Source organism: Enterobacter sp. CRENT-193 (genome assembly GCF_002787395.1).
GTDB classification, from domain to species: Bacteria; Pseudomonadota; Gammaproteobacteria; order Enterobacterales; family Enterobacteriaceae; genus Enterobacter; species Enterobacter hormaechei_C.
The window spans coordinates 1,625,903-1,650,176 of sequence record NZ_CP024812.1 but is presented as its reverse complement, the minus strand read 5'-3'; the positions used below and the strand labels follow the sequence as shown (position 1 = coordinate 1,650,176).

Sequence of the window (24,274 nt, the reverse complement as noted above, 5' to 3'; positions counted from 1 at the left end):
ATGGCTTATTCGTCTTCCAGTAGTGCTTCGTACGCGGTCGCATCCAGCAGCGCGGCAACCTGCGCTTCGTCGCTGGCTTTGATCTTGAAGATCCAGCCGCCTTCATACGGTTCGCTGTTCACCAGCTCCGGGGAGTCGCTGAGCGCGTCGTTCACGGCAACAATTTCACCGCTTACCGGGGCGTAGATGTCAGAGGCCGCTTTAACGGATTCCGCCACCGCACAGTCATCGCCTGCGCTCACGGTTGCGCCCACTTCCGGCAGGTCAACAAACACCATGTCGCCCAGCAGCTCCTGCGCGTGCTCGGTGATCCCAACGGTGTAAGTGCCGTCCGCCTCTTTGCGCAGCCACTCGTGTTCTTTGCTGTATTTCAGTTCTGCTGGCACATTGCTCATTGAAGTTCTCCTGATAAAAATAGTTAGGCGACCGGCTTACCGGCGCGAACAAAAATCGGTTTGGTCACGTTGACCGGCATTTCGCGGTTGCGGATCTGCACCACCGCCGTTTCGCCAATCCCCGCCGGCACGCGTGCCAGGGCAATACTGTAGCCGAGCGTCGGGGAGAACGTTCCGCTGGTGATCACGCCTTCGCGATGATTGCCATCGGCATCGGTGAAGCGCACCGGCAGCTCGCCGCGCAGCACGCCTTTTTCTTTCATCACCAGGCCTACCAGCTGTTCAGTGCCCTTCTCGCGCTGCATCTCCAGCGCTTCACGACCAATAAAATCACGGTCAGCCGGTTCCCATGCGATGGTCCAGCCCATGTTGGCGGCCAGCGGAGAGACGCCTTCGTCCATCTCCTGACCGTAGAGGTTCATCCCCGCTTCCAGACGCAGCGTATCGCGCGCGCCCAGGCCCGCAGGCTTCACACCTGCCTCCACCAGCGCACGCCAGAAATCAGCGGCCTTCTCGTTTGGCATGGCAATTTCATAGCCCGCTTCACCGGTGTAGCCGGTGGTGGCGATAAACAGATCCCCCGCCTGCACGCCGAAGAATGGCTTCATGCCTTCGGTGGCTTTGCGCTGCTCGTCGCTGAACAGAGACGCGGCTTTCGCCTGGGCGTTTGGCCCCTGTACGGCAATCAGCGACAGATCGTCACGGACAGTGATGTCAATGGCGTAAGGTTCAGCGTGTTGGGAAATCCAGGAGAGGTCTTTTTCGCGGGTGGCGGAGTTTACAACGAGGCGGAAGAAATCTTCGGTGAAGTAGTAGACGATGAGGTCGTCAATCACGCCGCCAGAGGCATTGAGCATACCGGTATAGAGCGCTTTGCCCGGCGTCTTCAGTTTGGCGACGTCGTTTGCCAGCAGATAACGCAAAAACTCCCGGGTGCGGCTACCGCGCAGGTCGACAATCGTCATATGAGACACGTCGAACATACCGGCATCGGTGCGCACCGCGTGGTGCTCATCAATCTGCGAGCCGTAGTGCAGCGGCATCATCCAGCCGTGGAAGTCCACCATGCGGGCACCGCATAACACGTGCTGTTCGTACAAAGGAGTCTGTTGAGCCATCTTTTCCTCGTTGAAAAATTCACCGTGAAACCCGGTGTCGGCCTCGCGTTCGGGGGCCGACGCAAACGTTCTCTTTTACCTGAACTTACCACCGAAACCGGCGGTTAACCATAAGGTAAAACGGGTCATCACATTAGCTTATGACCAAAAATCGCTGAAAAGCCTACAGAGTTATTCACTGGGAAAATGCGATTAACCCCGCATAAAATTAACAATGATCTAACAGGATTTAGCAGATGCTGATATTTCATGCGGAAAAACGGGCCGAATTTCCGTAACATAAAAATAGTAAGATTAGATTTTCTAATGCGAAAAATGACGTGAAATTAGATTATTTCAAACGAGGAAATTTCCCCGGCGCGGAGGCCGGGAAAATAAAGTGTGACGGGGATCGAGATTAACGTAACCAGTCGGGAAGATCGTTGAGGCCCATTGCCTGACGAAGAAGCTGCGGTTTTACGCCGGGAAGGGTGTCGGCCAGTTTGAGGCCAATATCGCGCAGCAGTTTTTTCGCCGGGTTCGCTCCGGCAAACAGCTCGCGGAAGCCCTGCATACCCGCCAGCATCATCGCCGCACTGTGTTTGCGGCTGCGCTCGTAGCGACGCAGATACAGATGCTGACCAATATCTTTGCCTTCCCGATGCAGGCGACGCAGCTCTTCAACCAGCTCAGCCGCGTCCATAAAGCCGAGGTTCACTCCCTGCCCGGCCAGCGGATGAATGGTATGCGCCGCATCCCCCACCAGCGCCAGACGGTGCGCGGCAAACTGACGCGCGTAGCGACCGGTTAACGGAAACGTCTGGCGTTCGCTTTCAAGCCCGCACAGGCCCAGACGGTTATCAAACGCCACGCATAGCGCCTGACTGAAGGCATCCGGCGTCGTCTCCTGCATCTGCTGCGCTTTCTCCGGCTCTAAGGACCAGACGATGGAGCAGAGATGCGGATCGGCAAGCGGCAGGAAGGCCAGAATGCCGTCATTATGGAAAATCTGGCGCGCCACGCCGCCGTGCGGCTCTTCGGTGCGGATTGTGGCCACCAACGCGTGATGACGGTAATCCCAGAAGGTCAGCGGAATATCCGCTTTGTTACGGAGCCAGGAATTAGCGCCGTCGGCACCCACTACCAGACGCGCAGTCAGCATATCGCCACTTTCAAGAGTGATAAACGCGTCGTTTTCGCCCCACGCCACCTGATGAAGTTTCGCCGGTGCGATCAGCGTGACGTCGCTGCACTGCTGCGCTTTCTGCCACAGCGCGTGGTGGATCACCGCGTTTTCAACGATATGTCCAAGGTGGCTGTAACCCATGCTTTCATCGTCAAACGCGATACGGCCAAAGCTGTCTTTGTCCCACACTTCCATCCCGTGATAGCAACTGGCACGGAGCGCCACGATTTCAGACCAGACGCCAAGGTGCGTCAGTAGCTTTTCGCTGGCGGCATTGATCGCCGAGACGCGAAGCTCTGGCGGTGCATCCTGCGCCACAGGCTGCGGCGCTTTTTGCTCAAGCACGGCCACGCGCAGGCCGCTGCCCTGTAAACCACAAGCCAGCGCCAGTCCTACCATTCCGCCGCCCACAATGGCGACATCAACATTTTGCACGGTCAATACTCCTTAACGCGCGACCCAACCCAGGGTCCGCTGCGCCAGCACGTCACGTGCCGGAATGAACAGTTCCATCGCCATAAGCCCAAGGTTGCGACCCGCAACCAGCGGTGCCCAGCGATTGGCAAACAGGTGGACTAAACCGTCGGTGACGCCAATGGTCGCCGCTTTGTCCGCCTGGCGTCGTTTCTGGTAATGGCTCAGCACTGAGTATGCGCCACAATCCTGTTGTTCGCTCCACGTCCGGGCCAGGAGCTCGGCCAGGCTCATCACGTCACGGAGGCCAAGGTTGAAGCCTTGCCCGGCGATGGGGTGTAGCGTCTGCGCGGCGTTGCCGACCAGGGCGACGCGATGGGAGACAGTCTGCGATGCGGTCGTCAGCGCAAGCGGATAGGCCACGCGTTTTCCGGCGTGGGTGATGCGCCCAAGCCGCCAGCCGAAGGCCTTTTGCAGCTCGGAACAAAAACGTTCGTCGGACCAGGAGAGAACCTCATCGGCCCGATCCTGCGCATGGCACCATACCAGCGAGCAGCGCCCGTTCGACATCGGCAGCATGGCCAGCGGGCCGTGCTCCGTGAAGCGCTCAAATGCCCTGCCGTTATGCGCGCCAGCCGTAGAGACATTAGCGATGACCGCCGCCTGTCCATAGGGTTCAGAGCGCCATTCTACGCCGCATTGCGTGGCGATCGCGGAGCGTGAACCATCTGCCGCCACCAGCAGTTGCCCCTCCAGCGTGGTGCCGTTGTCCAGCGTCACGCTGACGGCCTCGTCACGGCGGCTGAAGCTGGCGACGCGCGCCGGACAGTGCAGCGTAACGCCAGGGGCATCCTGTAACAGACGGAACAGCCGCAGCCCCACGTCATGCAGCTCGACGACCTGCCCCAGTGCCTCAATTCGGTAATCGTGGGCATCCAGCGTCACAAACCCGGCGTGGCCGCGATCGCTGACGTGAACGGTGCCGATGGCCGTCGCGCAGTCCGCTATCGCCTGCCAGATGCCAATGCGCGCAAGCTGCTGGCAGGTTCCCTGGGCCAGCGCGATGGCGCGGGCATCGAAGCCGGGATGATCGGCCGCCTGCGGCGCAACCGCCTCAACAAGATGCACCGGAAGCTGGCCTTTGGTTAACTGCGAAATGGCCAGCGCCAGAGTAGCGCCGGTCATGCCTCCGCCAACGATGATCACGCTCATACGCGTGCCGCCGCCATCAGCGCCTCGATGTCGTCGGCTTTTTTCACCACGGTCGCGGTCAGGTTTTCGTTACCGGTTTCGGTGATGACGATGTCATCTTCAATACGAATGCCGATCCCGCGGTACTGTTCTGGCACGTCGGCATCCGGCGCGATGTACAGCCCAGGCTCGACGGTCAGCACCATGCCTGGCTCCAGCACGCGCGAACGTTCCGGTCCGTATGCCCCGACGTCATGCACATCCAGCCCCAGCCAGTGGCTCAGGCCGTGCATAAAGTACGGACGATGGGCGTTTTCGGTTATAAGGGTGTCCACATCGCCTTTCAAAATGCCGAGCTTTACCAGCCCGGTAATCATGATGCGCACCACCTCGCCCGTAACCTCCTGGATGGAGGTGCCAGGGCGGAACAGCGTCAGCGCGGTCTCCAGAGACTCAAGCACGATGTCATAGATTTCACGCTGCGCGGTGGTGAATTTACCGTTCACCGGGAAGGTACGGGTGATGTCGCCCGCGTAACCCTGATATTCACAGCCCGCGTCAATCAGCACCAGATCGCCGTCGCGCAGTTCACTTTCGTTTTCGGTGTAGTGCAGAATGCAGCCGTTTTCACCGCCGCCTACGATGGTGTTATAGGACGGGAAGCGCGCGCCGTGACGGTTAAATTCATGGTGAATTTCGCCTTCAAGCTGGTACTCGAACATACCGGGACGGCACTTTTCCATGGCGCGGGTATGCGCCAGGGCGCTGATTTCGCCCGCGCGGCGCATCACGTTCAGCTCTTCTTCAGACTTAAACAGACGCATCTCATGCACCATCGGACGCCAGTCCGTCAGGGTGGCGGGTGCAGACAAATTCTGACGTGAGCCTTTACGCAGCTTATCCAGCGCGGTGAAGACAATGTCATCCGCATACGCGTATTCGCCCTGCGCGTGATAGAGCACGTCCAGGCCATTCAGCAGTTGGTAAAGCTGCTGGTTGATTTCGCTGTAGGCCAGCGCACGGTCCACGCCCAGTTTTTCCGGCGCCGCCTCCTGCCCTAAGCGGCGGCCAAACCAGATTTCCGCGGTCAGATCGCGCACGCGGTTAAAAATCACGCTGTGGTTGTGGGTGTCATTGCTTTTAATCAGCACCAGTACCGCTTCCGGCTCGTTAAACCCGGTGAAGTACCAGAAATCACTGCTCTGGCGATAGGGGTATTCGCTGTCGGCGCTGCGCGTCACTTCCGGCGCGGCGAAAATCAGGGCAGCGCTTCCCGGCTGCATTTTTGCCAGCAGCGCCTGACGACGGCGAGAATACTCTTGACTGGAGATAACCATGACACCCTCCTGTGCGTTATTTTTCTTAGTGTAATGTTGGCTTGCGAACTTCCGGCGCGGTCGGCTGCGAGCGCGTAAAGTTGTCGTGGCACAGCAGAGACGCCACGCGCACGTACTCGATAATCTCTTCGAGAGACATTTCCAGCTCTTCCTGGTCTTCGTCTTCATCGTAGCCGAGCTGGGCGATATTACGCAGATCGTCGATCGCTTCACCCGCTTCGCCGGTCACTTTATCCAGTTTAGGCTGGGTTACGCCCAGGCCAAGAAGATAGTGGTTTACCCAACCCGCGAGCGCATCGGCGCGATCGAAGACGCTGACATCGTCGCCTTCAGGCAGATAAAGCTGAAAAAGAAAGCCATCGTCTTCCAGGGAATCGCTGGTTGCGGCGTGCATTTTACGCAGCGCTTCCGCCAGTTCGTGGCCAAACGCCAGCCCTTCGTTGGTGAGGTCGTGGATCAGCGGCTGCCATGAGCTGTCGCTGTTTCCGCCGCACAGTATGCCGCTGATCAGACCGTGCATTTCGGCAGGGGTCAGACCGACTCCCTGCTGGTTCAGTAACTGGTTTAAATCCTTGTAACCAGGCATTTCGTTCTGTATAGACATACGCATTCGTCATCAAAGGGAGGATATTCATGATATGCTACCACTTTGGACCCTGGTGATACCAGAAAAGGGCTTGTATCTTCACATCAGGGTAGCTATAGTGTCGCCCCTTCGCAGCCCCCGGGGCAGTAAGCGAAGGCAGCGCAGTCAATCAGCAGGAAGGTGGCATGTCTGCACAACCCGTCGATCTCCAGATTTTTGGCCGTTCACTGCGAGTGAATTGTCCGCCTGAACAAAGGGATGCCTTGAATCAGGCTGCGGACGATTTGAATCAGCGGTTGCAAGATCTAAAAGAACGCACTAGAGTCACAAATACTGAGCAGCTGGTTTTCATCGCCGCGTTGAACATCAGCTATGAACTGACTCAGGAAAAAGCGAAGACCCGCGATTACGCGGCAAGCATGGAGCAGCGCATTAAAATGCTCCAGCAGACCATAGAACAGGCATTGCTTGATCAAGGTCGCAGTCCCGAAAGACCGGGACCAAAGTTTGAATAACACTTCTCAGTTGACTATGGTAGAGTAACTGTGAAGACAAAATTTCTCTGAGATGTTCGCAAGCGGGCCAGTCCCCTGAGCCGATATTTCATACCACAAGAATGTGGCGCTCCATGGTTGGTGAGCATGCTCGGTCCGTCCGAGAAGCCTTAAAACTATGACGACACATTCACCTTGAACCAAGGGTTCAAGGGTTACAGCCTGCGGCGGCATCTCGGAGATTCCCTCTCTTTTCTTCTACCGACTACCATGACTCAATTCCCTGAAGTTTCTGCTTCACGCCAGGACATCCGTCAGCTTATTCGCCAGCGTCGTCGCGCCTTAAGCGCCGAGCAACAGGCACATTTTGCCCAGCAGGCCGCCGCCCGCATGATGGCCTATCCGCCTGTGGTGATGGCAAACACCGTCGCCCTGTTTCTCTCGTTTGATGGTGAGCTGGATACCCAACCGCTTATCGACCAGCTCTGGCGCGCCGGGAAAAAAGTTTATCTGCCGGTGCTACATCCCTTTAGCCGAGGCAATCTGCTGTTTCTGCACTACCATCCGCACAGCGAGCTGGTGGTAAATCGTCTGAAAATCACCGAACCCAAACTCGACGTGCGCGACGTGCTGCCGCTATCTGAACTGGATGTGCTGATTACGCCGCTGGTGGCGTTTGACGAGCAGGGCCAGCGATTAGGCATGGGCGGGGGGTTCTATGACAGGACGCTGCAAAACTGGCAGCAGTACGGATTGCAGCCGGTGGGGTATGCGCATGATTGCCAGGGCGTGGAGGTATTACCCGTAGAGAAATGGGATGTGCCGTTGCCGGCGGTGGTGACGCCCAGTAAAACCTGGACCTGGTAGAATAAAGCCGGGTGGCGGCTACGCCTTACCCGGCCTGCATAAATCATCGAACATTGTAGGTCGGGTAAGCGTAAGCGCCACCCGACACCACAGACCGCACCATCAGTACAGCAGACGCGCGCGAATCGTCCCCGGAATGGCCTTCATGCTCTGCAATGCTTTCTCGGCGATGTCTTCATCCGCTTCAATATCAATAACCACATAACCCATCTGCGAGTTAGTTTGCAGATACTGCGCAGCAATGTTAACGCCCTGCTCGGCAAAGATCTGGTTGATGGCGGTCAGCACGCCAGGACGGTTTTCGTGGATGTGCAGCAGACGACGCCCACCGTGCAGCGGCAGAGACACCTCCGGGAAGTTCACCGCAGAGAGCGTTGAACCGTTATCGGAATATTTGCTCAGTTTACCCGCCACTTCCAGGCCGATATTCTCCTGCGCTTCCTGAGTAGAACCGCCAATGTGCGGCGTCAGAATCACGTTGTCGAACTCGCACAGCGGAGAGGTGAACGGATCGCTGTTAGTGGCCGGTTCCGTCGGGAACACGTCAATCGCCGCGCCCGCCAGATGTTTACGCTTCAGCGCGTCGCACAGTGCAGGAATGTCAACCACGGTACCGCGCGCGGCGTTGATCAGCAGAGAGCCCGGCTTCATCAGCGCCAGCTCTTCTGCGCCCATCATGTTTTTGGTGGACGCATTTTCCGGCACGTGCAGGCTTACCACGTCGCTCATGTTCAGCAGGTCAGAAAGATGCTGCACCTGCGTCGCGTTACCCAGCGGCAGCTTGCTTTCGATATCGTAGAAAAACACGTGCATGCCGAGAGATTCCGCCAGAATACCGAGCTGCGTACCGATATGGCCGTAACCGATAATCCCGAGCTTTTTCCCACGGGCTTCGTAGGAGCCCGCAGCCAGCTTATTCCACACGCCGCGGTGCGCTTTGGCGTTAGCCTCCGGAATGCCGCGAAGCAGCAGCAGCAGCTCGCCAATTACCAGCTCCGCCACGGAACGGGTGTTAGAGAACGGCGCGTTAAAGACCGGGATACCGCGTTTTGCGGCGGCATTCAGATCAACCTGGTTGGTGCCGATGCAGAAACAGCCAATCGCCACCAGCTTTTCCGCCGCAGCAATAACGTCTTCAGTCAGTTGGGTACGGGATCGCAGGCCAATGAAATGGGCATCACGGATGGACGCTTTCAGCTCTTCAGTGTCCAGCGCGCCTTTGTGAAATTCGATGTTGGTGTAGCCTGCTGCGCGAAGGCTATCGAGCGCTTTCTGGTGCACGCCTTCAACCAGCAGGAATTTAATCTTGTCTTTCTCCAGTGATACCTTTGCCATTTACCCGACCCTGTTTTTATCTGAACTGATGTTGTGCTGGATATAAATCCCGTGCAGCCAACATATCAAAAAAAACTATTGCAGCAATATGAACGTTTGCGTCGGCACTCTGAAGAAAAGTCATACAGGGCAAAATGGCAGAGGAAAATGCTGCGGAAAATTACGAACGTGGCAGGATCGGCAAAAGAGGCGGAAAAACGTGACACAAGTCACCGAATTTAGCGTTTCAAAAATTTTTTAGCGGGGGGAGGACTCCCCCCGTCAGATCATTTTACGATGGTTTTCACGCCGTCAGCGGTGCCGATCAGCGCCACATCCGCGCCACGGTTGGCGAATAGCCCTACGGTCACTACGCCTGGAATGCCGTTGATGGCGTTTTCCAGCGCAATCGCGTCAAGAATTTCCAGACCGTGAACGTCGAGGATCACGTTGCCGTTGTCGGTCACTACGCCCTGACGGTATTCCGGACGACCGCCCAGCTTCACAAGTTGACGGGCAACCGCGCTGCGCGCCATCGGGATCACTTCGACCGGCAGCGGGAAATTCCCCAGAATGTCGACCTGCTTGGAGGCGTCCGCGATGCAGATGAACTTATCCGCCACGGAAGCGATGATTTTTTCGCGGGTCAGCGCCGCGCCACCGCCTTTGATCATCTGCATGTGGCCGTTGATTTCATCCGCGCCATCAACGTAAATGCCCAGACGGTCCACTTCGTTGAGGTCGAAAACGGTGATGCCGAGGCTTTTCAGCTTTTCCGTGGAAGCATCGGAGCTGGAAACCGCACCCTCGATCTGCCCCTTCATCGTGCCCAGCGCATCGATAAAGTGTGCCGCCGTGGACCCCGTACCAACACCGACAATGGTACCCGGCTGTACGTACTGGAGAGCGGCCCATCCTACTGCTTTTTTCAGTTCATCCTGCGTCATGATCGTTTTGCCTGTGGTGTGAAAAATCAGGGCGCATTATAGAACACGTCGAATGGATTTCGTCTGCCACGAAGGGAAAATTGTGTCATAGTGCAGATTAAGCAAAATTAAGGAGTCAGCCAGAGCAATGAAACGTCCGGACTACAGAACACTACAGGCACTTGATGCAGTTATTCGTGAACGCGGTTTTGAGCGCGCGGCGCAAAAGCTGTGCATCACCCAGTCCGCCGTATCACAGCGTATCAAACAGCTTGAAAACATGTTCGGGCAGCCGCTGCTGGTGCGTACCGTACCGCCGCGTCCGACAGAGCAAGGACAAAAGCTCCTCGCCCTGCTGCGTCAGGTTGAACTGCTGGAAGATGAATGGCTGGGCGATGAACAAACCGGCTCCACGCCGCTGCTGCTGTCGCTGGCGGTGAACGCCGACAGTCTGGCAACCTGGCTGCTGCCGGCCCTTGCGCCGGTGCTGGCCGACTCCCCAATCCGCCTGAACCTTCAGGTTGAAGACGAGACCCGCACTCAGGAACGCCTGCGCCGTGGCGAAGTGGTTGGGGCGGTCAGTATTCAGCCGCAGGCGCTGCCAAGCTGTCTGGTGGATCAGCTGGGCGCGCTGGATTACCTGTTTGTCGGTTCAAAAGCCTTTGCCGAGCGCTACTTCCCGAACGGCGTGACTCGCGCCGCGCTGCTGAAAGCCCCTGCCGTCGCGTTCGACCATCTTGACGATATGCATCAGGCCTTCCTGCAACAAAACTTCGATTTGCCGCCGGGCAGCGTGCCGTGTCATATCGTTAACTCGTCCGAAGCCTTCGTACAGCTCGCGCGTCAGGGCACGACCTGCTGCATGATCCCGCATTTGCAGATTGAGAAAGAGTTGAAAAGTGGTGAGCTGATTGATTTAACCCCGGGGCTGTATCAGCGCCGGATGCTCTACTGGCACCGTTTTGCCCCGGAAAGCCGCATGATGCGCAACGTCACCGACGCGCTGCTGGCGTTTGGGCATAAGGTGTTGAGACAGGATTAATCGCTTGAATTCCCTCTCCCTGTGGGAGAGGGTTAGGGTGAGGGCAAACTACTGCGCCTTAGCCGCCTCAGTTTGCTGAGTTTGAGTTGGCTCCAGCTGGAACACCACATCAACCTGATCGTCGAACTGAATGGTTGGCTGCTCGTAGGTTTCCTGAGCAGAAACCGGCGCGGCGTCCGCCTTCATCATCCGCACCATCGGGCTTGGCTGGTAGTTTGAAACGTGGTAACGGACGCTGTAAACCGGACCGAGCTTGCTCTTGAAGCCGGATGCCAGCTGCTGCGCCTGATGAATGGCATCATCAATTGCCGCTTTACGCGCTTCGTCTTTATATTTTTCCGGTTGCGCAACGCCCAGCGAGACGGAACGAATTTCGTTCAGCCCTGCCTTCAGCGCACCATCCAGCAATCCGTTGAGCTTATCAAGCTGGCGTACAGTCACTTCCACAGTACGCACGGCGCGATAGCCTTTCAGGATGCTTTTGCCGTTCTGGTAGTCGTAATCCGGTTGGGTACGCAGGTTCGCAGAGCTGATGTCTTTTTTCGCGACACCGTTCTGTTCCAGGAAAGAGAGGTATTGCGCAACACGATCGTCTGCCTGTTTCTTGGCGGAAGCAGCATCTTTCGCCGCCACGTTCACTTCAATTGCCAGGGTTGCAACATCCGGTACCGCATCCACGCTTGCCGTACCTGAAGTGACGATGTGCGGGCCGTTTGGCAGTTCATTCGCCTGCACCGACACCGCACCTAAACTTACTAATGCCGCCAGGGCCATCACCTTAAACTTCACTGTCATTCCTCCATGTTGCGAAGAGTGCCCTGTTAACAGGGCTCATGCCAGCAAGCTTAGCGGGTCTTGTCCAGATGTCCATAAGACAACGCTTAGTTGAACAATCCCTGTACGTGATGAATGCCCTCTTTCGCCAGCTGGAAGGCAATAAACCACATCACCAGCCCCACCAGGGTATTAATAATGCGCTGTGCTTTGGCGGTACGCAGTCGTGGCGCCAGCCACGCCGCCAGGATCGCAAGACCGAAGAACCAGAGGAAGGAGGCGCTGACCGTACCGAGCGCAAACCAGCGTTTCGGCTCAACGTCCAGCTGTCCGCCCAGGCTGCCCAGTACCACAAAGGTATCAAGGTAGACGTGCGGGTTAAGCCACGTCACGGCGAGCATGGTGACGATAATCTTCCAGCGCCCCTGCTTCATCACTTCGGCGCTAGCCAGCTCAAGATTGCTGCTCATGGCCGTTTTCAGGGCACCAAACCCGTACCACAGCAGAAACGCTACGCCGCCCCAGGTAACCAGCGCCAGCAGCCACGGCGACTGCATCAACAGGGCGCTGCCGCCAAAAATCCCGGCGCAAATCAGCAGCAGATCGCTCACCGCACACAGCAGGGCAATCATCAGATGATACTGGCGGCGAATGCCTTGGTTCATCACGAACGCATTTTGTGGACCAAGGGGAAGGATCATGGCCGCACCTAACACAAGCCCCTGAAAATAATAAGATAACATGACGTAATTCTCGCAGAGTTGTCCTGGAGGCAGACTATACTGCGGGAACGTCATTAGAGGAAATGGATAATATTAATTGGGGATTAGCTGGGCTAATAAAAGAAAAGCCCGGTGTCGCTGACGCTTACCGGGCCTACGGGAGACGTTACTCTGCTTCTTTGACTTTTTTGACGTTTACGTCCATCTGCGGGTACGGGAAGCTGATGCCGTTGGCATCGAAATCACGCTTGATGCGCTCCAGCACATCCCAGTAAACGTTTTGAAGATCGCTGCTTTTGCTCCAGATGCGCACCACAAAATTAATAGATGACGCGCCCAGCTCATTCAGACGAACGGTCTGCTCGCGGTCCTTCAGAATACGGTCATCTGAAGCAATGATGTTGGTAATCAGAGACTTAACCTGATCGATATCGGAGTCGTACGCCACGCTGATGATCAGCTCGTTACGACGCACCGGCTCGCGGGAGAAGTTAATGATATTGCCCGCAATGATTTTCCCGTTCGGGACTACCACAATGCGACCATCCACGGTACGCAGGGTCGTGGAGAAAATCTGAACCTGCAACACGGTACCGGCAATACCGCCCAGATCCACATACTCACCGGAACGGAACGGACGGAAGGTCACCAGCAATACGCCCGCCGCCAGGTTAGACAGCGAACCCTGCAATGCCAGACCAATGGCCAGACCGGCAGCACCGAGCACAGCGATGACGGATGCCGTCTGCACGCCGACACGCCCCAGCGCCGCAATCAGCGTAAAGGCGATAATGCCGTAACGGACCAGCGCGGAGAGGAAATCGGCGACTGTGGCATCAATGTGTCGTGCGACCATCACCCGGTTGACAGCGTTCGAAACGATACGCGCCACGATCATCCCGACAATGATGATGGCAATAGCGGCAACAATATTCACGGCGTAGCTCAGCAGTAGCGCCTGGTTGCGCACCAGCCAGTTACCCGCGTTATTGATGCTGTCTACAACATCAAGTTGTTCCATTTATTCTTCCTTTTGTTAAACCAAAACACAAAATCCATCCCCCATGGAGACAGGCAGGTCAGTAAAGGGTAAACAAAAAGCACCGGCTTTGCCAAACAGATCACAAAATCAGGTATTGCAGGATATTGAAAAAGCATAAAAAAAGGCCCGCATATGCGGACCTTCTTGACGCTATGAACAGCTCAAATTACAGAACGTCAACCGCGTTCAGTTCTTTGAATGCCTGCTCCAGACGAGTAATCATAGAAGTCTGGGCAGCGCGCAGCCATACGCGTGGATCGTAGTATTTCTTGTTCGGCTGGTCTTCGCCTTTCGGGTTGCCCAGCTGACCTTGCAGGTAAGCTTCGTTGGTTTTGTAGTATTGCAGGATACCGTCCCAGGTTGCCCATTGGGTGTCGGTATCGATATTCATTTTCACTACGCCGTAGCTTACGGAATCTTTGATTTCCTGAGCAGAAGAACCGGAACCGCCGTGGAAGACGAAGTTCAGGCTGTTGTGCGGCAGGTTGTGTTTTTTGGACACGTATTCCTGAGAATCACGCAGGATGGTCGGGGTCAGAACCACGTTACCTGGTTTGTATACGCCGTGTACGTTACCGAAGGACGCTGCGATAGTGAAGCGTGGGCTGATTTTGCTCAGCTCGGTGTAAGCGTAATCAACGTCTTCTGGCTGAGTGTACAGTGCAGAAGCGTCCATGTGGCTGTTGTCCACACCGTCTTCTTCACCGCCGGTGCAACCCAGTTCGATTTCCAGGGTCATGCCCATTTTGGACATACGCGCCAGGTACTTAGAGCAGATCTCGATGTTTTCTTCCAGAGACTCTTCGGACAGGTCGATCATGTGAGAAGAGAACAGTGGCTTACCGGTTGCTGCGAAGTGTTTTTCACCTGCGTCCAGCAGACCGTCGATCCATGGCAGCAGTTTTTTCGCGCAGTGGTCAGTGTGCAGGATAACCGGAACACCGTAGTGCTCAGCCATCTGGTGAACGTGATGTGCGCCAGAGATAGCGCCCAGGATTGCAGCACCCTGAGGAATGTCAGTTTTCACGCCTTTACCTGCGATGAACGCAGCGCCACCGTTAGAGAACTGAACGATAACTGGAGCTTTAACTTTAGCAGCAGTTTCCAGTACGGCGTTGATGGAGTCGGTACCCACGCAGTTAACTGCTGGCAGAGCGAAGTTGTTTTCTTTAGCTACCTGGAACACTTTCTGTACGTCATCACCAGTGATAACGCCAGGTTTTACGAAATCAAAAATTTTAGACATGTTGCTTAGTCCTGTATCTTCGGCCGTTAGAAATGGTGCGAGCTCTGATAAGCGCGCTGAAAATTGGGCAGGTTTCCCTGCCCCTGAATGGCTTACTTCTTAGCGCGCTCTTCGAGCATTGCTACTGCTGGCAGAACTTTGCCTTCCACGAATTCGAGGAATGCGCCGCCACCAGTGGAGATGTAGGAGATCTTGTCAGCGATACCGAACAGGTCGATTGCTGCCAGGGTGTCACCACCGCCTGCGATAGAGAACGCTTCGCTGTCTGCGATTGCGTTAGCCACGATCTCAGTCCCTTTGCGGAAGTTCGGGAATTCGAACACGCCGACAGGACCGTTCCACAGGATAGTTTTTGCGTTTTTCAGGATTTCAGCCAGTTTCTGTGCAGAAACGTCGCCCAGGTCCAGAATCTGCTCTTCATCTTTGATGTCGTTAACAGATTTCAGGGTTGCGGTAGCAGTTTCGGAGAACTCGGTTGCCACGCGAACGTCAGTTGGAACCGGGATATCACAGGTACCCAGCAGACGTTTGGCTTCGTCAACCAGATCCGCTTCGTACAGGGATTTACCCACGTTGTGGCCTTGCGCAGCAACGAAGGTGTTCGCGATACCACCGCCAACGATCAGCTGGTCAGCGATTTTGGACAGAGAATCCAGTACGGTCAGTTTGGTAGAAACTTTAGAACCACCAACGATAGCGACCATTGGACGAGCAGGTTCTTTCAGTGCTTTACCCAGCGCTTCCAGTTCGTCAGCCAGCAGCGGACCTGCACAGGCGACGTCTGCGAATTTACCGATACCGTGGGTAGATGCCTGCGCACGGTGAGCCGTACCGAATGCATCCATCACGAATACGTCGCACAGCGCAGCGTATTTTTTGGACAGGGTTTCGTCGTCTTTCTTTTCGCCTTTGTTGAAGCGAACGTTTTCCAGAACAACCAGCTCACCTTCGGCAACTTCCACGCCGTCCAGGTAATCTTTCACCAGGCGAACCGGGCTGGACAGTTTGTCTTTCAGGTAATTAACAACCGGCAGCAGAGAGAACTCTTCGTTGTACTCGCCTTCAGTTGGACGGCCCAGGTGGGAGGTGACCATCACTTTAGCGCCCTGCTTCAGAGCCAGTTCAATGGTTGGCAGAGATGCACGGATACGCGCGTCGCTGGTCACTTTGCCATCTTTAACCGGTACGTTCAGATCGGCACGGATGAAAACGCGTTTACCTGCCAGATCCAGATCGGTCATCTTAATTACAGACATGGTGAATCCTCTCGTTGATTCTTAAAGTTTTGCAAGCGCAAGGTGCGCTCTACCTGAAACCTTTCGCGGCCATGGCTAACGTGGTGTCGAGCATTCGGTTAGCAAAGCCCCATTCGTTATCACACCAGACCAGCGTCTTGATGAGGTGCGCACCACTGACTCGCGTCTGCGTGCCATCCACGATGGCGCTATGCGGGTCGTGGTTAAAATCTACTGAGACCAACGGTAATTCCGTATAGTCAACTATACCATGAAATGCTCCCTGTGCCGCTTTTTGCAGCAACAGGTTGACTTCACAGGCTTTTACCGGTTTTTTCACCGTCACGCTAAGATCGATTGCGGTGACGTTTATCGTCGGAACGCGCACGGCAATCGCTTCAAAACGGTCGTTAAACTGCGGGAAAATACGGGTGATCCCGGCAGCCAGTTTCGTATCCACCGGAATGATTGACTGGCTCGCCGCGCGAGTGCGTCGTAAATCCGGATGGTAGGCGTCGATTACCTGCTGATCGTGCATGGCGGAGTGAATCGTGGTCACGGTGCCGGATTCAATGCCATAAGCATCGTCTAACAGTTTAATGACCGGAATAATGCAGTTGGTGGTGCAGGAGGCGTTGGAGACAATGCGGTGTTCAGCGTGCAGCTCGTGCTGGTTAACACCAAACACGACGGTGGCGTCGAGGTCGTTACTGCCGGGATGGGAGAACAGCACTTTTTTCGCGCCAGCATTCAGATGCGCTTCGCCATGTTCACGGTTACCGTACACGCCGGTACAGTCCAGCACCACATCCACACCCAGTTCGCGCCAGGGCAGCCCTTCAATACTGTTCTCATGCAGCACGCGGATGGCATCGTCACCGACGAACAGCTGTTCCCTTTCCTGGCGAACGTCCCAGGCAAAGCGACCGTGGCTGGTGTCATATTTCAACAAATGTGCCATGCCCGCAGCATCCGCCAGTTCATTGATTGCCACCACGGTGATTTCCGCACGACGCCCGGATTCATATAAAGCACGAACCACGTTGCGCCCGATGCGACCGAAGCCATTAATCGCTACGCGTACGGTCATAGATCTCCTGCAAAGCTATCCCTGAGTTTGAGGTGGCTGAAAGAGTAATCCAGCGACGCCCGAAGGGGAATCCTTGCTGTCACAAACTGCGATTGATTGGTCAATTGTCGAACATTTAATCGACTGAAACGCTTCAGCAAGAATAAGCGAATCGGGGAATAAAAGGAATGTCTGTCCAGATGAATAAGCGAGCTATATGACTTGCGTCACATTTTGGGTGGAATAATGCTTACAAAAAAGCCGGGTGGCGCGTTAGCGCTTACCCGGCCTACTTTATTCTCCCTCTCCCCGTGGGAGAGAGCCAGGGTGAGGGCATCAGCCCGCACCGGACAAACAATTACAGCAGTTCTTTCGCCTTAGCGACAACGTTTTCAACGGTGAAGCCGAACTCTTCAAACAGCTGTTCAGCTGGCGCAGACTCACCAAACGTGGTCATCCCGACGATAGCGCCGTTCAGACCCACGTATTTGAACCAGTAGTCTGCGATACCCGCTTCCACTGCCACGCGAGCGGAGACCGCTTTAGGCAGTACGGATTCGCGGTACGCGGCATCCTGCTTGTCGAACGCATCGGTAGACGGCATGGAAACCACACGCGCCTTCACGCCTTCGGCAGTCAGTTTTTCCCATGCTGCTACAGCCAGTTCAACTTCTGAACCGGTGGCGATGAAGATCAGCTCAGGCTGGCCCGCGCAATCTTTCAGCACGTAACCACCGCGTGCGATGTTCGCCAGCTGCTCTGGAGTACGCTCCTGCTGCGCCAGGTTCTGACGGGAGAGGATCAGCGCGGTTGGACCGTCCTGACGCTCAACGCCGTATTTCCACGCCACCGCAGATTCAACCTGGTCACATGGACGCCATGTGCTCATGTTCGGGGTCACGCGCAGGGAAGCCACCTGCTCTACTGGCTGGTGAGTTGGACCATCTTCGCCCAGACCGATGGAGTCGTGGGTGTAGACCATCACCTGACGCTGTTTCATCAGCGCAGCCATACGCACGGCGTTACGTGCATATTCCACAAACATCAGGAAGGTAGAAGTGTACGGCAGGAAACCACCGTGCAGAGCGATACCGTTGGCAATCGCAGTCATACCGAACTCACGTACACCGTAATGGATGTAGTTACCGGCAGTATCTTCGTTGATTGGCTTAGATCCGGACCACAGGGTCAGGTTTGATGGCGCCAGGTCAGCGGAGCCGCCGAGGAATTCTGGAAGCAGAGGGCCAAACGCTTCGATCGCATTCTGAGATGCTTTACGGCTGGCGATCTTGGCTGGGTTCGCCTGCAACTTCGCGATGAACTCGTTCGCTTTGGCGTCGAAGTCAGACGGCATGTCACCTTTCATACGACGGGTGAACTCAGCCGCTTCCTGTGGGAAGGCTTTCGCGTAAGCCGCGAACTTCTCGTTCCAGGCCGCTTCTTTCGCCTGACCCACTTCTTTCGCATCCCACTGAGCGTAGATTTCAGACGGGATTTCGAAGGCAGGGTGTTTCCAGCCCAGCGCTTCACGGGTCAGTGCAATTTCCGCGTCGCCCAGCGGTGCGCCGTGGGAGTCGTGAGTGCCCGCTTTGTTCGGAGAACCGAAGCCGATGATGGTTTTGCACATCAGCAGGGACGGTTTGTCGGTCACGGCGCGCGCTTCTTCTACGGCACGTTTAATCGAGTCAGCATCGTGGCCATCAACGCCGCGCACAACGTGCCAGCCGTAGGCTTCGAAACGTGCTGCGGTGTCGTCAGTGAACCAGCCTTCAACATGACCGTCGATGGAGATACCGTTGTCGTCGTAGAACGCAACCAGTTTACCCAGCTTCAGGGTGCCTGCCAGGGAGCACACTTCGTGAGAAATGCCTTCCATCATGCAGCCGTCGCCCAGGAAGGCGTAGGTGAAGTGGTCAACGATGTCGTGGCCAGGACGGTTAAACTGCGCCGCCAGGGTCTTCTCTGCAATCGCCATACCTACGGCGTTAGCGATGCCCTGACCCAGCGGACCGGTAGTGGTTTCAACGCCAGCGGTGTAGCCCACTTCCGGGTGACCTGGAGTTTTGGAGTGCAGCTGACGGAAGTTTTTCAGCTCTTCGATTGGCAGATCGTAGCCGGTGAGGTGCAGCAGGCTGTAGATCAGCATAGAGCCGTGGCCGTTAGACAGCACGAAACGGTCGCGGTCTGCCCATGCCGGGTTCTGCGGGTTATGGTTCAGGAAATCACGCCACAGGACTTCGGCGATGTCAGCCATGCCCATAGGGGCGCCCGGGTGGCCGGATTTGGCTTTCTGTACTGCGTCCATGCTCAGCGCACGAATAGCATTAGCAAGCTCTTTACGTGAGGACATTTTAACTCCAGATCGGACTGTTAAAGGCCATGCCCTTGACGACAGCGCGTTTTGGGCTACGCCGGAAAAAAGTGCCAACAATGTAACCCAAGCCGCAGGGCATGTACATGGAGCATTCTTTTGCTGCTTAAGAAATCTCTGGATCATGCTCGCATGTTGCGCAATCTGCTCGCCCGCCCCTGTAGATATTCCTTATACTTAGCCCGACACCGGCTTCGTTGACGGTGCATTTTTCGGAATTAATTCAGATTAACGAGTACGGAAGCAACATCATGAAAATGCGTGCAATCGGGCTGGCTGTGGGAACAACGCTCCTGCTAAGCGGCTGTCAGAATATGGATTCTAACGGCCTGATGACCTCAGGCGCAGAAGCTTTTCAGGCCTACTCACTGAGCGATGCGCAGGTGAAAGCGCTGAGCGACGAGGCCTGTAAGGATATGGATGGAAAAGCTACGCTTGCCCCGGCAAACAGCACCTACACGCAGCGTCTGAACAAGATTGCTTCCGCGCTGGGCGACAACATTAACGGTCAGCCGGTGAACTACAAGGTGTATATGGCGAAAGACGTGAACGCCTTCGCGATGGCTAACGGCTGTATCCGCGTATACAGCGGCCTGATGGACATGATGACCGACAACGAAGTGGAAGCGGTGATCGGCCATGAAATGGGTCACGTTGCTCTGGGTCACGTGAAGAAAGGGATGCAGGTTGCGCTGGGCACCAATGCCGTGCGTGCAGCGGCGGCCTCTGCGGGCGGCATTGTCGGCAGCCTGTCCCAGTCGCAGCTGGGCGACGTGGGTGAGAAACTGGTTAACTCCCAGTTCTCCCAGCGTCAGGAGTCGGAAGCGGATGACTACTCTTACGATCTGTTGCGCAAACGCGGCATCAATCCATCAGGTTTAGCCACCAGCTTCGAAAAACTGGCGAAACTGGAGGAAGGCCGTCAAAGCTCCATGTTTGACGATCACCCGGCCTCCGTTGAACGCGCGCAGCATATCCGTGACCGCATGGCGGCAGACGGTATTAAATAATACTCCGGCCCGGTGCGCGCCGCGCTACCGGGCAACAAGACTCAATCAGTACAGCGTTTTCTGTGGCGGCCCGGCAAACTTAAGGGCGCCAATCTGCCCCATCCGCACCTCTACCACCGACGGCCCCGGCATCGCTAACGCTTCCATCATCACCGCGTCAAAATCCTCGGCCTGCTCAACGCTCCAGGCCTGTAGACCAATCGCCTGCGCCAGCAGGGTAAAATCCGGCGTATGCAGCGCGTTATAATACTGACGCCCGCCAAAATATTTATCCTGAATACCACGCATTACGCCGTAGCCCCCGTCGTTCATGATCAGCAGCGTCACGTTGGCTTTCTCCTGCGCCAGCGTCGCCAGTTCGCCTAAATTGAGGCTCAGGCCGCCGTCGCCCACCAGCCCCACCACCTTGCGCTGTGGGTTGGCAATCGCGGTGCCGATAGCCATCGGCAGGCCCATGCCAATCGCCCCGGCGAGGGAGTGAATATTCATCAGCGGACCGTTAGCCCTGAACAGGCGGCTACCCCACAGGCTGCCGGACACGGTGATATCGCGCACCAGCAGGCCGTCTTTCGGCAGGGCTTTCTCAATGGCGTCGTTAAGCTTCGCATAGGCGCCGCACTGCTCGCGCAGCCCCTGCTCAGCTTGCCCGACAGCCTGCTGTACCTGCGTATCCCACTGGGCGTTGCCCCACTCGCGGCCCTGCACTTTTTCAGCCAGCGCGCCAAGCAGCGCGGAACAATCGGCTATCAACGTGCTATCCATCAGATAGTTACGGCTTGCTGCCGCCGGGTCGATATCGAGCTGCACCCGCGGGGAAGGCAGCTCAAGCGTCCAGGATCGGGTTTCGTTGCTGCGCAGGCGAGAACCGGCCACCAACGTAAAATCACACTGCGCAATGAGCGCCTCCACCGACGGCGAGTTGTGGAACGCCCGCAGGCTGGCGCGGTGGTTGTCCGGCAGCACGCCGCGCGCGTGGGTGCTGGAAATCACGGTGATGCCCGCATCTGCCAGTTTTTTCACCGCCTCAGCGCTTCCCAGCGCCCCGCCGCCCAGCCACAGCAGCGGCTGTTTCGCCTGTTTGAGCTGCGCCCACAGCGCGTCAACCATTCCGGTATCCACGGCCGGAGCCGATACCGGTTTGATCGGAGCGGTTACCAGCGACAGCGGAATTTTGGCGCTCTGAATATCAATCGGGATTTCCACCGAGACCGGTCCGCACGGCGGGGTCTGCGCGTCCTGGATGGCTTTATGCAGAATCGCTATCGCCTGATTCGCATTGCTGATGCGGTACGCCCGTTTTGAGCTGGCCTTCAGGAAGGTCAGCTGGTCACGGGTTTCATGGATAAACCCGGTGTCGGCGTCCAGCCAGGCTTTCTCAACCTGCCCGGTTAAATGCAGCAGCGGCGTGCAGGCATTCATGGCTTCCACCAGCGCGCCTACCGCGTTCCCGGCCCCCGCGCCGGTGCTGGTCAGCGCCACGCCGAGGCCGGAAAAGCGCCCGTGAGCATCGGCCATGGTGACGGAACCGGCTTCACCGCGCGCGGGCACAAAGCGGATATTGCCCCGCTGCCCAACCGCATCCGCGATCGGCAGGTTGTGAATGGAGATGACGCCGTAGATGGCCTCAACCTGATACTGCTCCAGCGTTCTGGCGATGGCGTCGCCGACGGTTATCATTTCGCTCATTGCTCACCCTTTCTCAGTCGCACCAGTGGTTGACGCTGTTACCCGTCGCCAGATAAATGCTCTTTTGTTGCATCCAGGCTTTCAGCCCCTGGATACCCTTCTCGCGGCCCAGACCGCTCTCTTTAAAGCCCCCGAACGGGGTCGAAATCGCAAAAACCTTGTAGGTGTTGATCCACACCGTGCCTGCCTCCAGCTGCTCGCTGAGACGCAGGGCGCGACCGGTATCGCGCGTCCAGATCCCCGCCGCCAGGCCGTACACCGAGTCGTTCGCCTCGTGGATAAGCGTGGCTTCATCGCCAAACGGCATCGCCACCAGCACCGGGCCGAAGATCTCTTCCTGACAGGCGCGGGCGCTGTTGCTCAGCCCTTCGATAATGGTTGGCAGAAAGAAGCTGCCGTTTACCAGAGCGGGATCGGCGGGGATCTCGCCGCCGCACAGCACGCGGCCCCCTTCACGCTTCGCCAGTTCGACGTACTGGATCACGCTCTGGCGATGTTTTTCGTTGATCAGCGGTCCTACATGGACGCCGTCGGTAAACGGATGTCCGACGCGCAGCCCGCGTGTTAATTCCAGCAGCCTCGCCATCAGCGGGGCGTAAATACTCTCGTGGATAAACAGCCGCGACCCGGCGATACACGCCTGCCCCGCCGAGCTGAAAATGCCGTAGCAGATCCCGCGCGCGGCCTGTTCGATATCGGCATCCTCCAGCACGATGGTCGGCGATTTGCCGCCCAGTTCCAGCGAGGCCGGGATCAGTTTTTCCGCCGCCACGTGCGCCAGATGACGGCCCGTGGTGGTGCCGCCGGTAAAGGAAATTTTCCGCACGCGAGGATGACGCGCCAGCGCATCGCCAATCACCGAGCCTTTGCCCGGCAGGACGCTCAGCAGCCCGGCGGGCAGCCCGGCCTGTTCAAAAATCCGCGCCAGCTCCAGCGCCATCAGCGGCGTGGCTTCGGCGGGCTTGAGGATCACCGCGTTCCCGGCGGCAATCGCCGGTGCGACCTTCTGCATCTCGCTGGCAATCGGCGAGTTCCACGGCGTGATGGCCGCCACCACGCCAAGGGGCTCGTAGCAGCTCAGCGTCAGCAGATCCGGCTGGCGCGGCGTCGGAAGTTCCCCTTCCAGCAGCTCGCAGGCGGCGGCAAAGTAGCGCGCCGTTCCCGCCGCGCTCATCACCAGCCCGCGTGCTTCCGCCAGCGGCTTGCCGTTATCACGGCTCTGCATCTGCGCCAGCGCATCGACGCGGGATTCAATAAGATCGGCAACGTTATGCAGGATCTTCGCGCGCATGTGCGGCAGACTGTTACGCCATGCGGGATCGCGCCAGGCGCGCTCTCCGGCGGCTACCGCCTCCTCCAGGTCATCCAGACTGGCGGCATTCAGCGTCGCGTTGATCGACCCGTCTGCCGGAAAGTGGCTCTGCATCGGGTTGCCGCCGCCGCGTCGCCACTGGCCGCCGATAAAAATCTTCAGATCGTCCATCGTCACTCCTCAGCTCAGGGCCAGCTCGCGGCAGGCGCGCACCGCGCTCAGTGCCGCCAGGGTGGAGGTTTTAGGATTAGAAGCCAGCGGCAGTCCGCTCAGCTCCAGATGGAACTCGCCGAATAATCCTTCGACATGCAGCGTGTGGGTGTTACGTTTCGTTGCCGGGTCAACCATCAGTTGCACGCGGGTGTCGTCCATCCCGACGCCGCCGAGCGCCACGGTCGCCGCCACGTTGGCGTTCGCCGGGAACAGGCGCGCCGCCTCGCGGGCGCTGCCCTCGAAGAAAACCTTTGCCTCTGACACCGCATTCAGATCGATAAGCTGCTCGGCATAGCTGCCGCGCCAGCTGGCCGGGCTTTTGCGCGACTGATAGGTGACGCGCTCAAGCCCGCCCTCTTTCGCCGCCGCCAGCCCGTCGATACCGGCCACCGCACCGGAAAGCAGGGTCAGTTTTCCGCCCGCGGCGAGCAGACGCTGCTCCAGCGCGCTGTCCGCCAGCGCGCCGGTGGAAATGATGGCCAGATGCCAGCCGCGACGCAGGATCTCTTCCCCGTACTGGGCCACCGCCTGCTGGCTGGCGCATTCCAGCACCAGATCCGGCGTTTGTGCGCACGCCATCGGCGACGTCAGCGCCTCGACCGCATTGCCAAACTGGTCGTGAATGGCGGGATGGTGAGACGCGCGCGCCACGATCCAGCCAATAGCCACACCGGCGGGCAGGCGCTCAATCACCGCCTGCGCCATGGCGCCAAAACCAATCAACATTACCTTTTTCATGATGTGT

22 protein-coding genes and 1 other RNA gene are annotated in these 24,274 nt (G+C 57.2%); 5 read left to right on the top strand and 18 right to left on the bottom strand.

Annotation, left to right across the window (positions count from 1 at the left end; genetic code table 11):
* Positions 1-5: 5 nt before the first annotated feature.
* The 6 genes from gcvH to CU081_RS08140 all read right to left on the bottom strand — a co-directional run bounded on the left by gcvH (position 6) and on the right by CU081_RS08140 (position 6,224).
* Positions 6-395 (bottom strand): glycine cleavage system protein GcvH, encoded by a 390-nt coding sequence (gcvH, locus tag CU081_RS08165; protein ID WP_006811885.1) that lies wholly within the window; start codon positions 393-395, stop codon positions 6-8.
* A gap of 23 nt (positions 396-418) precedes the next feature.
* The gene (gene gcvT / locus CU081_RS08160; protein ID WP_003860107.1) at positions 419-1,513 is read right to left on the bottom strand and encodes a glycine cleavage system aminomethyltransferase GcvT; all 1,095 of its coding nucleotides are present in this window, start codon (positions 1,511-1,513) and stop codon (positions 419-421) included.
* 397 nt (positions 1,514-1,910) lie between these two features.
* Positions 1,911-3,113 (bottom strand): FAD-dependent 2-octaprenylphenol hydroxylase, encoded by a 1,203-nt coding sequence (gene ubiI / locus CU081_RS08155; RefSeq protein ID WP_022651816.1) that lies wholly within the window; start codon positions 3,111-3,113, stop codon positions 1,911-1,913.
* Positions 3,114-3,125: 12 nt separating this feature from the next.
* Positions 3,126-4,304 carry a 2-octaprenyl-6-methoxyphenyl hydroxylase gene (ubiH, locus tag CU081_RS08150; RefSeq protein ID WP_003860103.1) on the bottom strand — a complete coding sequence of 393 codons (1,179 nt, stop codon included), beginning with the start codon at positions 4,302-4,304 and terminating at the stop codon, positions 3,126-3,128.
* The gene (gene pepP / locus CU081_RS08145) at positions 4,301-5,614 is read right to left on the bottom strand and encodes a Xaa-Pro aminopeptidase (RefSeq protein ID WP_086527952.1); all 1,314 of its coding nucleotides are present in this window, start codon (positions 5,612-5,614) and stop codon (positions 4,301-4,303) included. Before pepP ends, ubiH begins: the two co-directional genes overlap by 4 nt.
* Before the next feature lie 31 nt (positions 5,615-5,645).
* Positions 5,646-6,224 (bottom strand): YecA/YgfB family protein, encoded by a 579-nt coding sequence (locus tag CU081_RS08140; RefSeq protein ID WP_003860099.1) that lies wholly within the window; start codon positions 6,222-6,224, stop codon positions 5,646-5,648.
* 167 nt (positions 6,225-6,391) lie between these two features.
* Between CU081_RS08140 and zapA the strand changes: the two genes are divergently transcribed.
* The 3 genes from zapA to CU081_RS08120 all read left to right on the top strand — a co-directional run bounded on the left by zapA (position 6,392) and on the right by CU081_RS08120 (position 7,567).
* On the top strand, positions 6,392-6,721 hold the full coding sequence (zapA, locus tag CU081_RS08130) for a cell division protein ZapA (protein ID WP_003860096.1): 330 nt from the start codon (positions 6,392-6,394) through the stop codon (positions 6,719-6,721).
* Between the two features lie 41 nt (positions 6,722-6,762).
* A non-coding RNA gene (gene ssrS, locus CU081_RS08125) (6S RNA) lies at positions 6,763-6,946 on the top strand.
* Positions 6,947-6,970: 24 nt separating this feature from the next.
* A complete protein-coding gene (locus CU081_RS08120) occupies positions 6,971-7,567 on the top strand; it encodes a 5-formyltetrahydrofolate cyclo-ligase (RefSeq protein ID WP_003860095.1) in 597 nt (198 codons plus the stop codon).
* Between the two features lie 102 nt (positions 7,568-7,669).
* On the opposite strand, the gene serA is transcribed toward CU081_RS08120, so the two are convergent.
* On the bottom strand, positions 7,670-8,902 hold the full coding sequence (serA, locus tag CU081_RS08115) for a phosphoglycerate dehydrogenase (protein WP_017692705.1): 1,233 nt from the start codon (positions 8,900-8,902) through the stop codon (positions 7,670-7,672).
* Between the two features lie 266 nt (positions 8,903-9,168).
* Positions 9,169-9,828: a ribose-5-phosphate isomerase RpiA gene (rpiA, locus tag CU081_RS08105; protein WP_003860091.1), complete on the bottom strand. Its 660-nt coding sequence runs from the start codon at positions 9,826-9,828 to the stop codon at positions 9,169-9,171.
* A 127-nt stretch (positions 9,829-9,955) separates the two neighbouring features.
* Between rpiA and argP the strand changes: the two genes are divergently transcribed.
* A complete protein-coding gene (gene argP, locus CU081_RS08100) occupies positions 9,956-10,849 on the top strand; it encodes a DNA-binding transcriptional regulator ArgP (protein ID WP_003860089.1) in 894 nt (297 codons plus the stop codon).
* A 48-nt stretch (positions 10,850-10,897) separates the two neighbouring features.
* Here the strand turns inward: argP and CU081_RS08095 are convergent, their stop codons facing one another.
* The 7 genes from CU081_RS08095 to tkt all read right to left on the bottom strand — a co-directional run bounded on the left by CU081_RS08095 (position 10,898) and on the right by tkt (position 19,287).
* Positions 10,898-11,638, bottom strand: a complete 741-nt coding sequence (locus CU081_RS08095) for an oxidative stress defense protein (protein ID WP_003860087.1) — start codon at positions 11,636-11,638, stop codon at positions 10,898-10,900.
* 92 nt (positions 11,639-11,730) lie between these two features.
* Complete coding sequence (gene argO / locus CU081_RS08090; RefSeq protein ID WP_039269094.1) at positions 11,731-12,366, bottom strand: arginine exporter ArgO; 636 nt, start codon at positions 12,364-12,366, stop codon at positions 11,731-11,733.
* Positions 12,367-12,511: 145 nt separating this feature from the next.
* Complete coding sequence (locus tag CU081_RS08085; protein WP_022651818.1) at positions 12,512-13,366, bottom strand: small-conductance mechanosensitive channel MscS; 855 nt, start codon at positions 13,364-13,366, stop codon at positions 12,512-12,514.
* A gap of 187 nt (positions 13,367-13,553) precedes the next feature.
* Complete coding sequence (gene fbaA / locus CU081_RS08080; protein WP_003860079.1) at positions 13,554-14,633, bottom strand: class II fructose-bisphosphate aldolase; 1,080 nt, start codon at positions 14,631-14,633, stop codon at positions 13,554-13,556.
* Between the two features lie 92 nt (positions 14,634-14,725).
* Positions 14,726-15,889, bottom strand: coding sequence for a phosphoglycerate kinase (gene pgk, locus CU081_RS08075; RefSeq protein WP_003860077.1), 1,164 nt, complete (start codon positions 15,887-15,889; stop codon positions 14,726-14,728).
* Positions 15,890-15,938: 49 nt separating this feature from the next.
* Entirely contained in the window at positions 15,939-16,958 is a 1,020-nt protein-coding gene (gene epd, locus CU081_RS08070) for an erythrose-4-phosphate dehydrogenase (protein ID WP_003860076.1), read from the bottom strand.
* 337 nt (positions 16,959-17,295) lie between these two features.
* Positions 17,296-19,287: a transketolase gene (gene tkt / locus CU081_RS08065; protein WP_003860074.1), complete on the bottom strand. Its 1,992-nt coding sequence runs from the start codon at positions 19,285-19,287 to the stop codon at positions 17,296-17,298.
* A gap of 272 nt (positions 19,288-19,559) precedes the next feature.
* Between tkt and CU081_RS08060 the strand changes: the two genes are divergently transcribed.
* A complete protein-coding gene (locus CU081_RS08060) occupies positions 19,560-20,318 on the top strand; it encodes a M48 family metallopeptidase (protein WP_003860073.1) in 759 nt (252 codons plus the stop codon).
* A 45-nt stretch (positions 20,319-20,363) separates the two neighbouring features.
* Here CU081_RS08060 and CU081_RS08055 read toward each other — a convergent pair whose 3' ends face one another.
* From CU081_RS08055 to CU081_RS08045, 3 genes are read right to left on the bottom strand one after another with little or no spacing between them, the layout of a single operon-like run.
* Complete coding sequence (locus CU081_RS08055; protein ID WP_022651819.1) at positions 20,364-22,004, bottom strand: thiamine pyrophosphate-binding protein; 1,641 nt, start codon at positions 22,002-22,004, stop codon at positions 20,364-20,366.
* Positions 22,005-22,017: 13 nt separating this feature from the next.
* Positions 22,018-23,487: an aldehyde dehydrogenase gene (locus tag CU081_RS08050; protein WP_022651820.1), complete on the bottom strand. Its 1,470-nt coding sequence runs from the start codon at positions 23,485-23,487 to the stop codon at positions 22,018-22,020.
* Between the two features lie 9 nt (positions 23,488-23,496).
* Entirely contained in the window at positions 23,497-24,267 is a 771-nt protein-coding gene (locus CU081_RS08045; protein ID WP_022651821.1) for an aspartate dehydrogenase, read from the bottom strand.
* Positions 24,268-24,274: the final 7 nt, after the last annotated feature.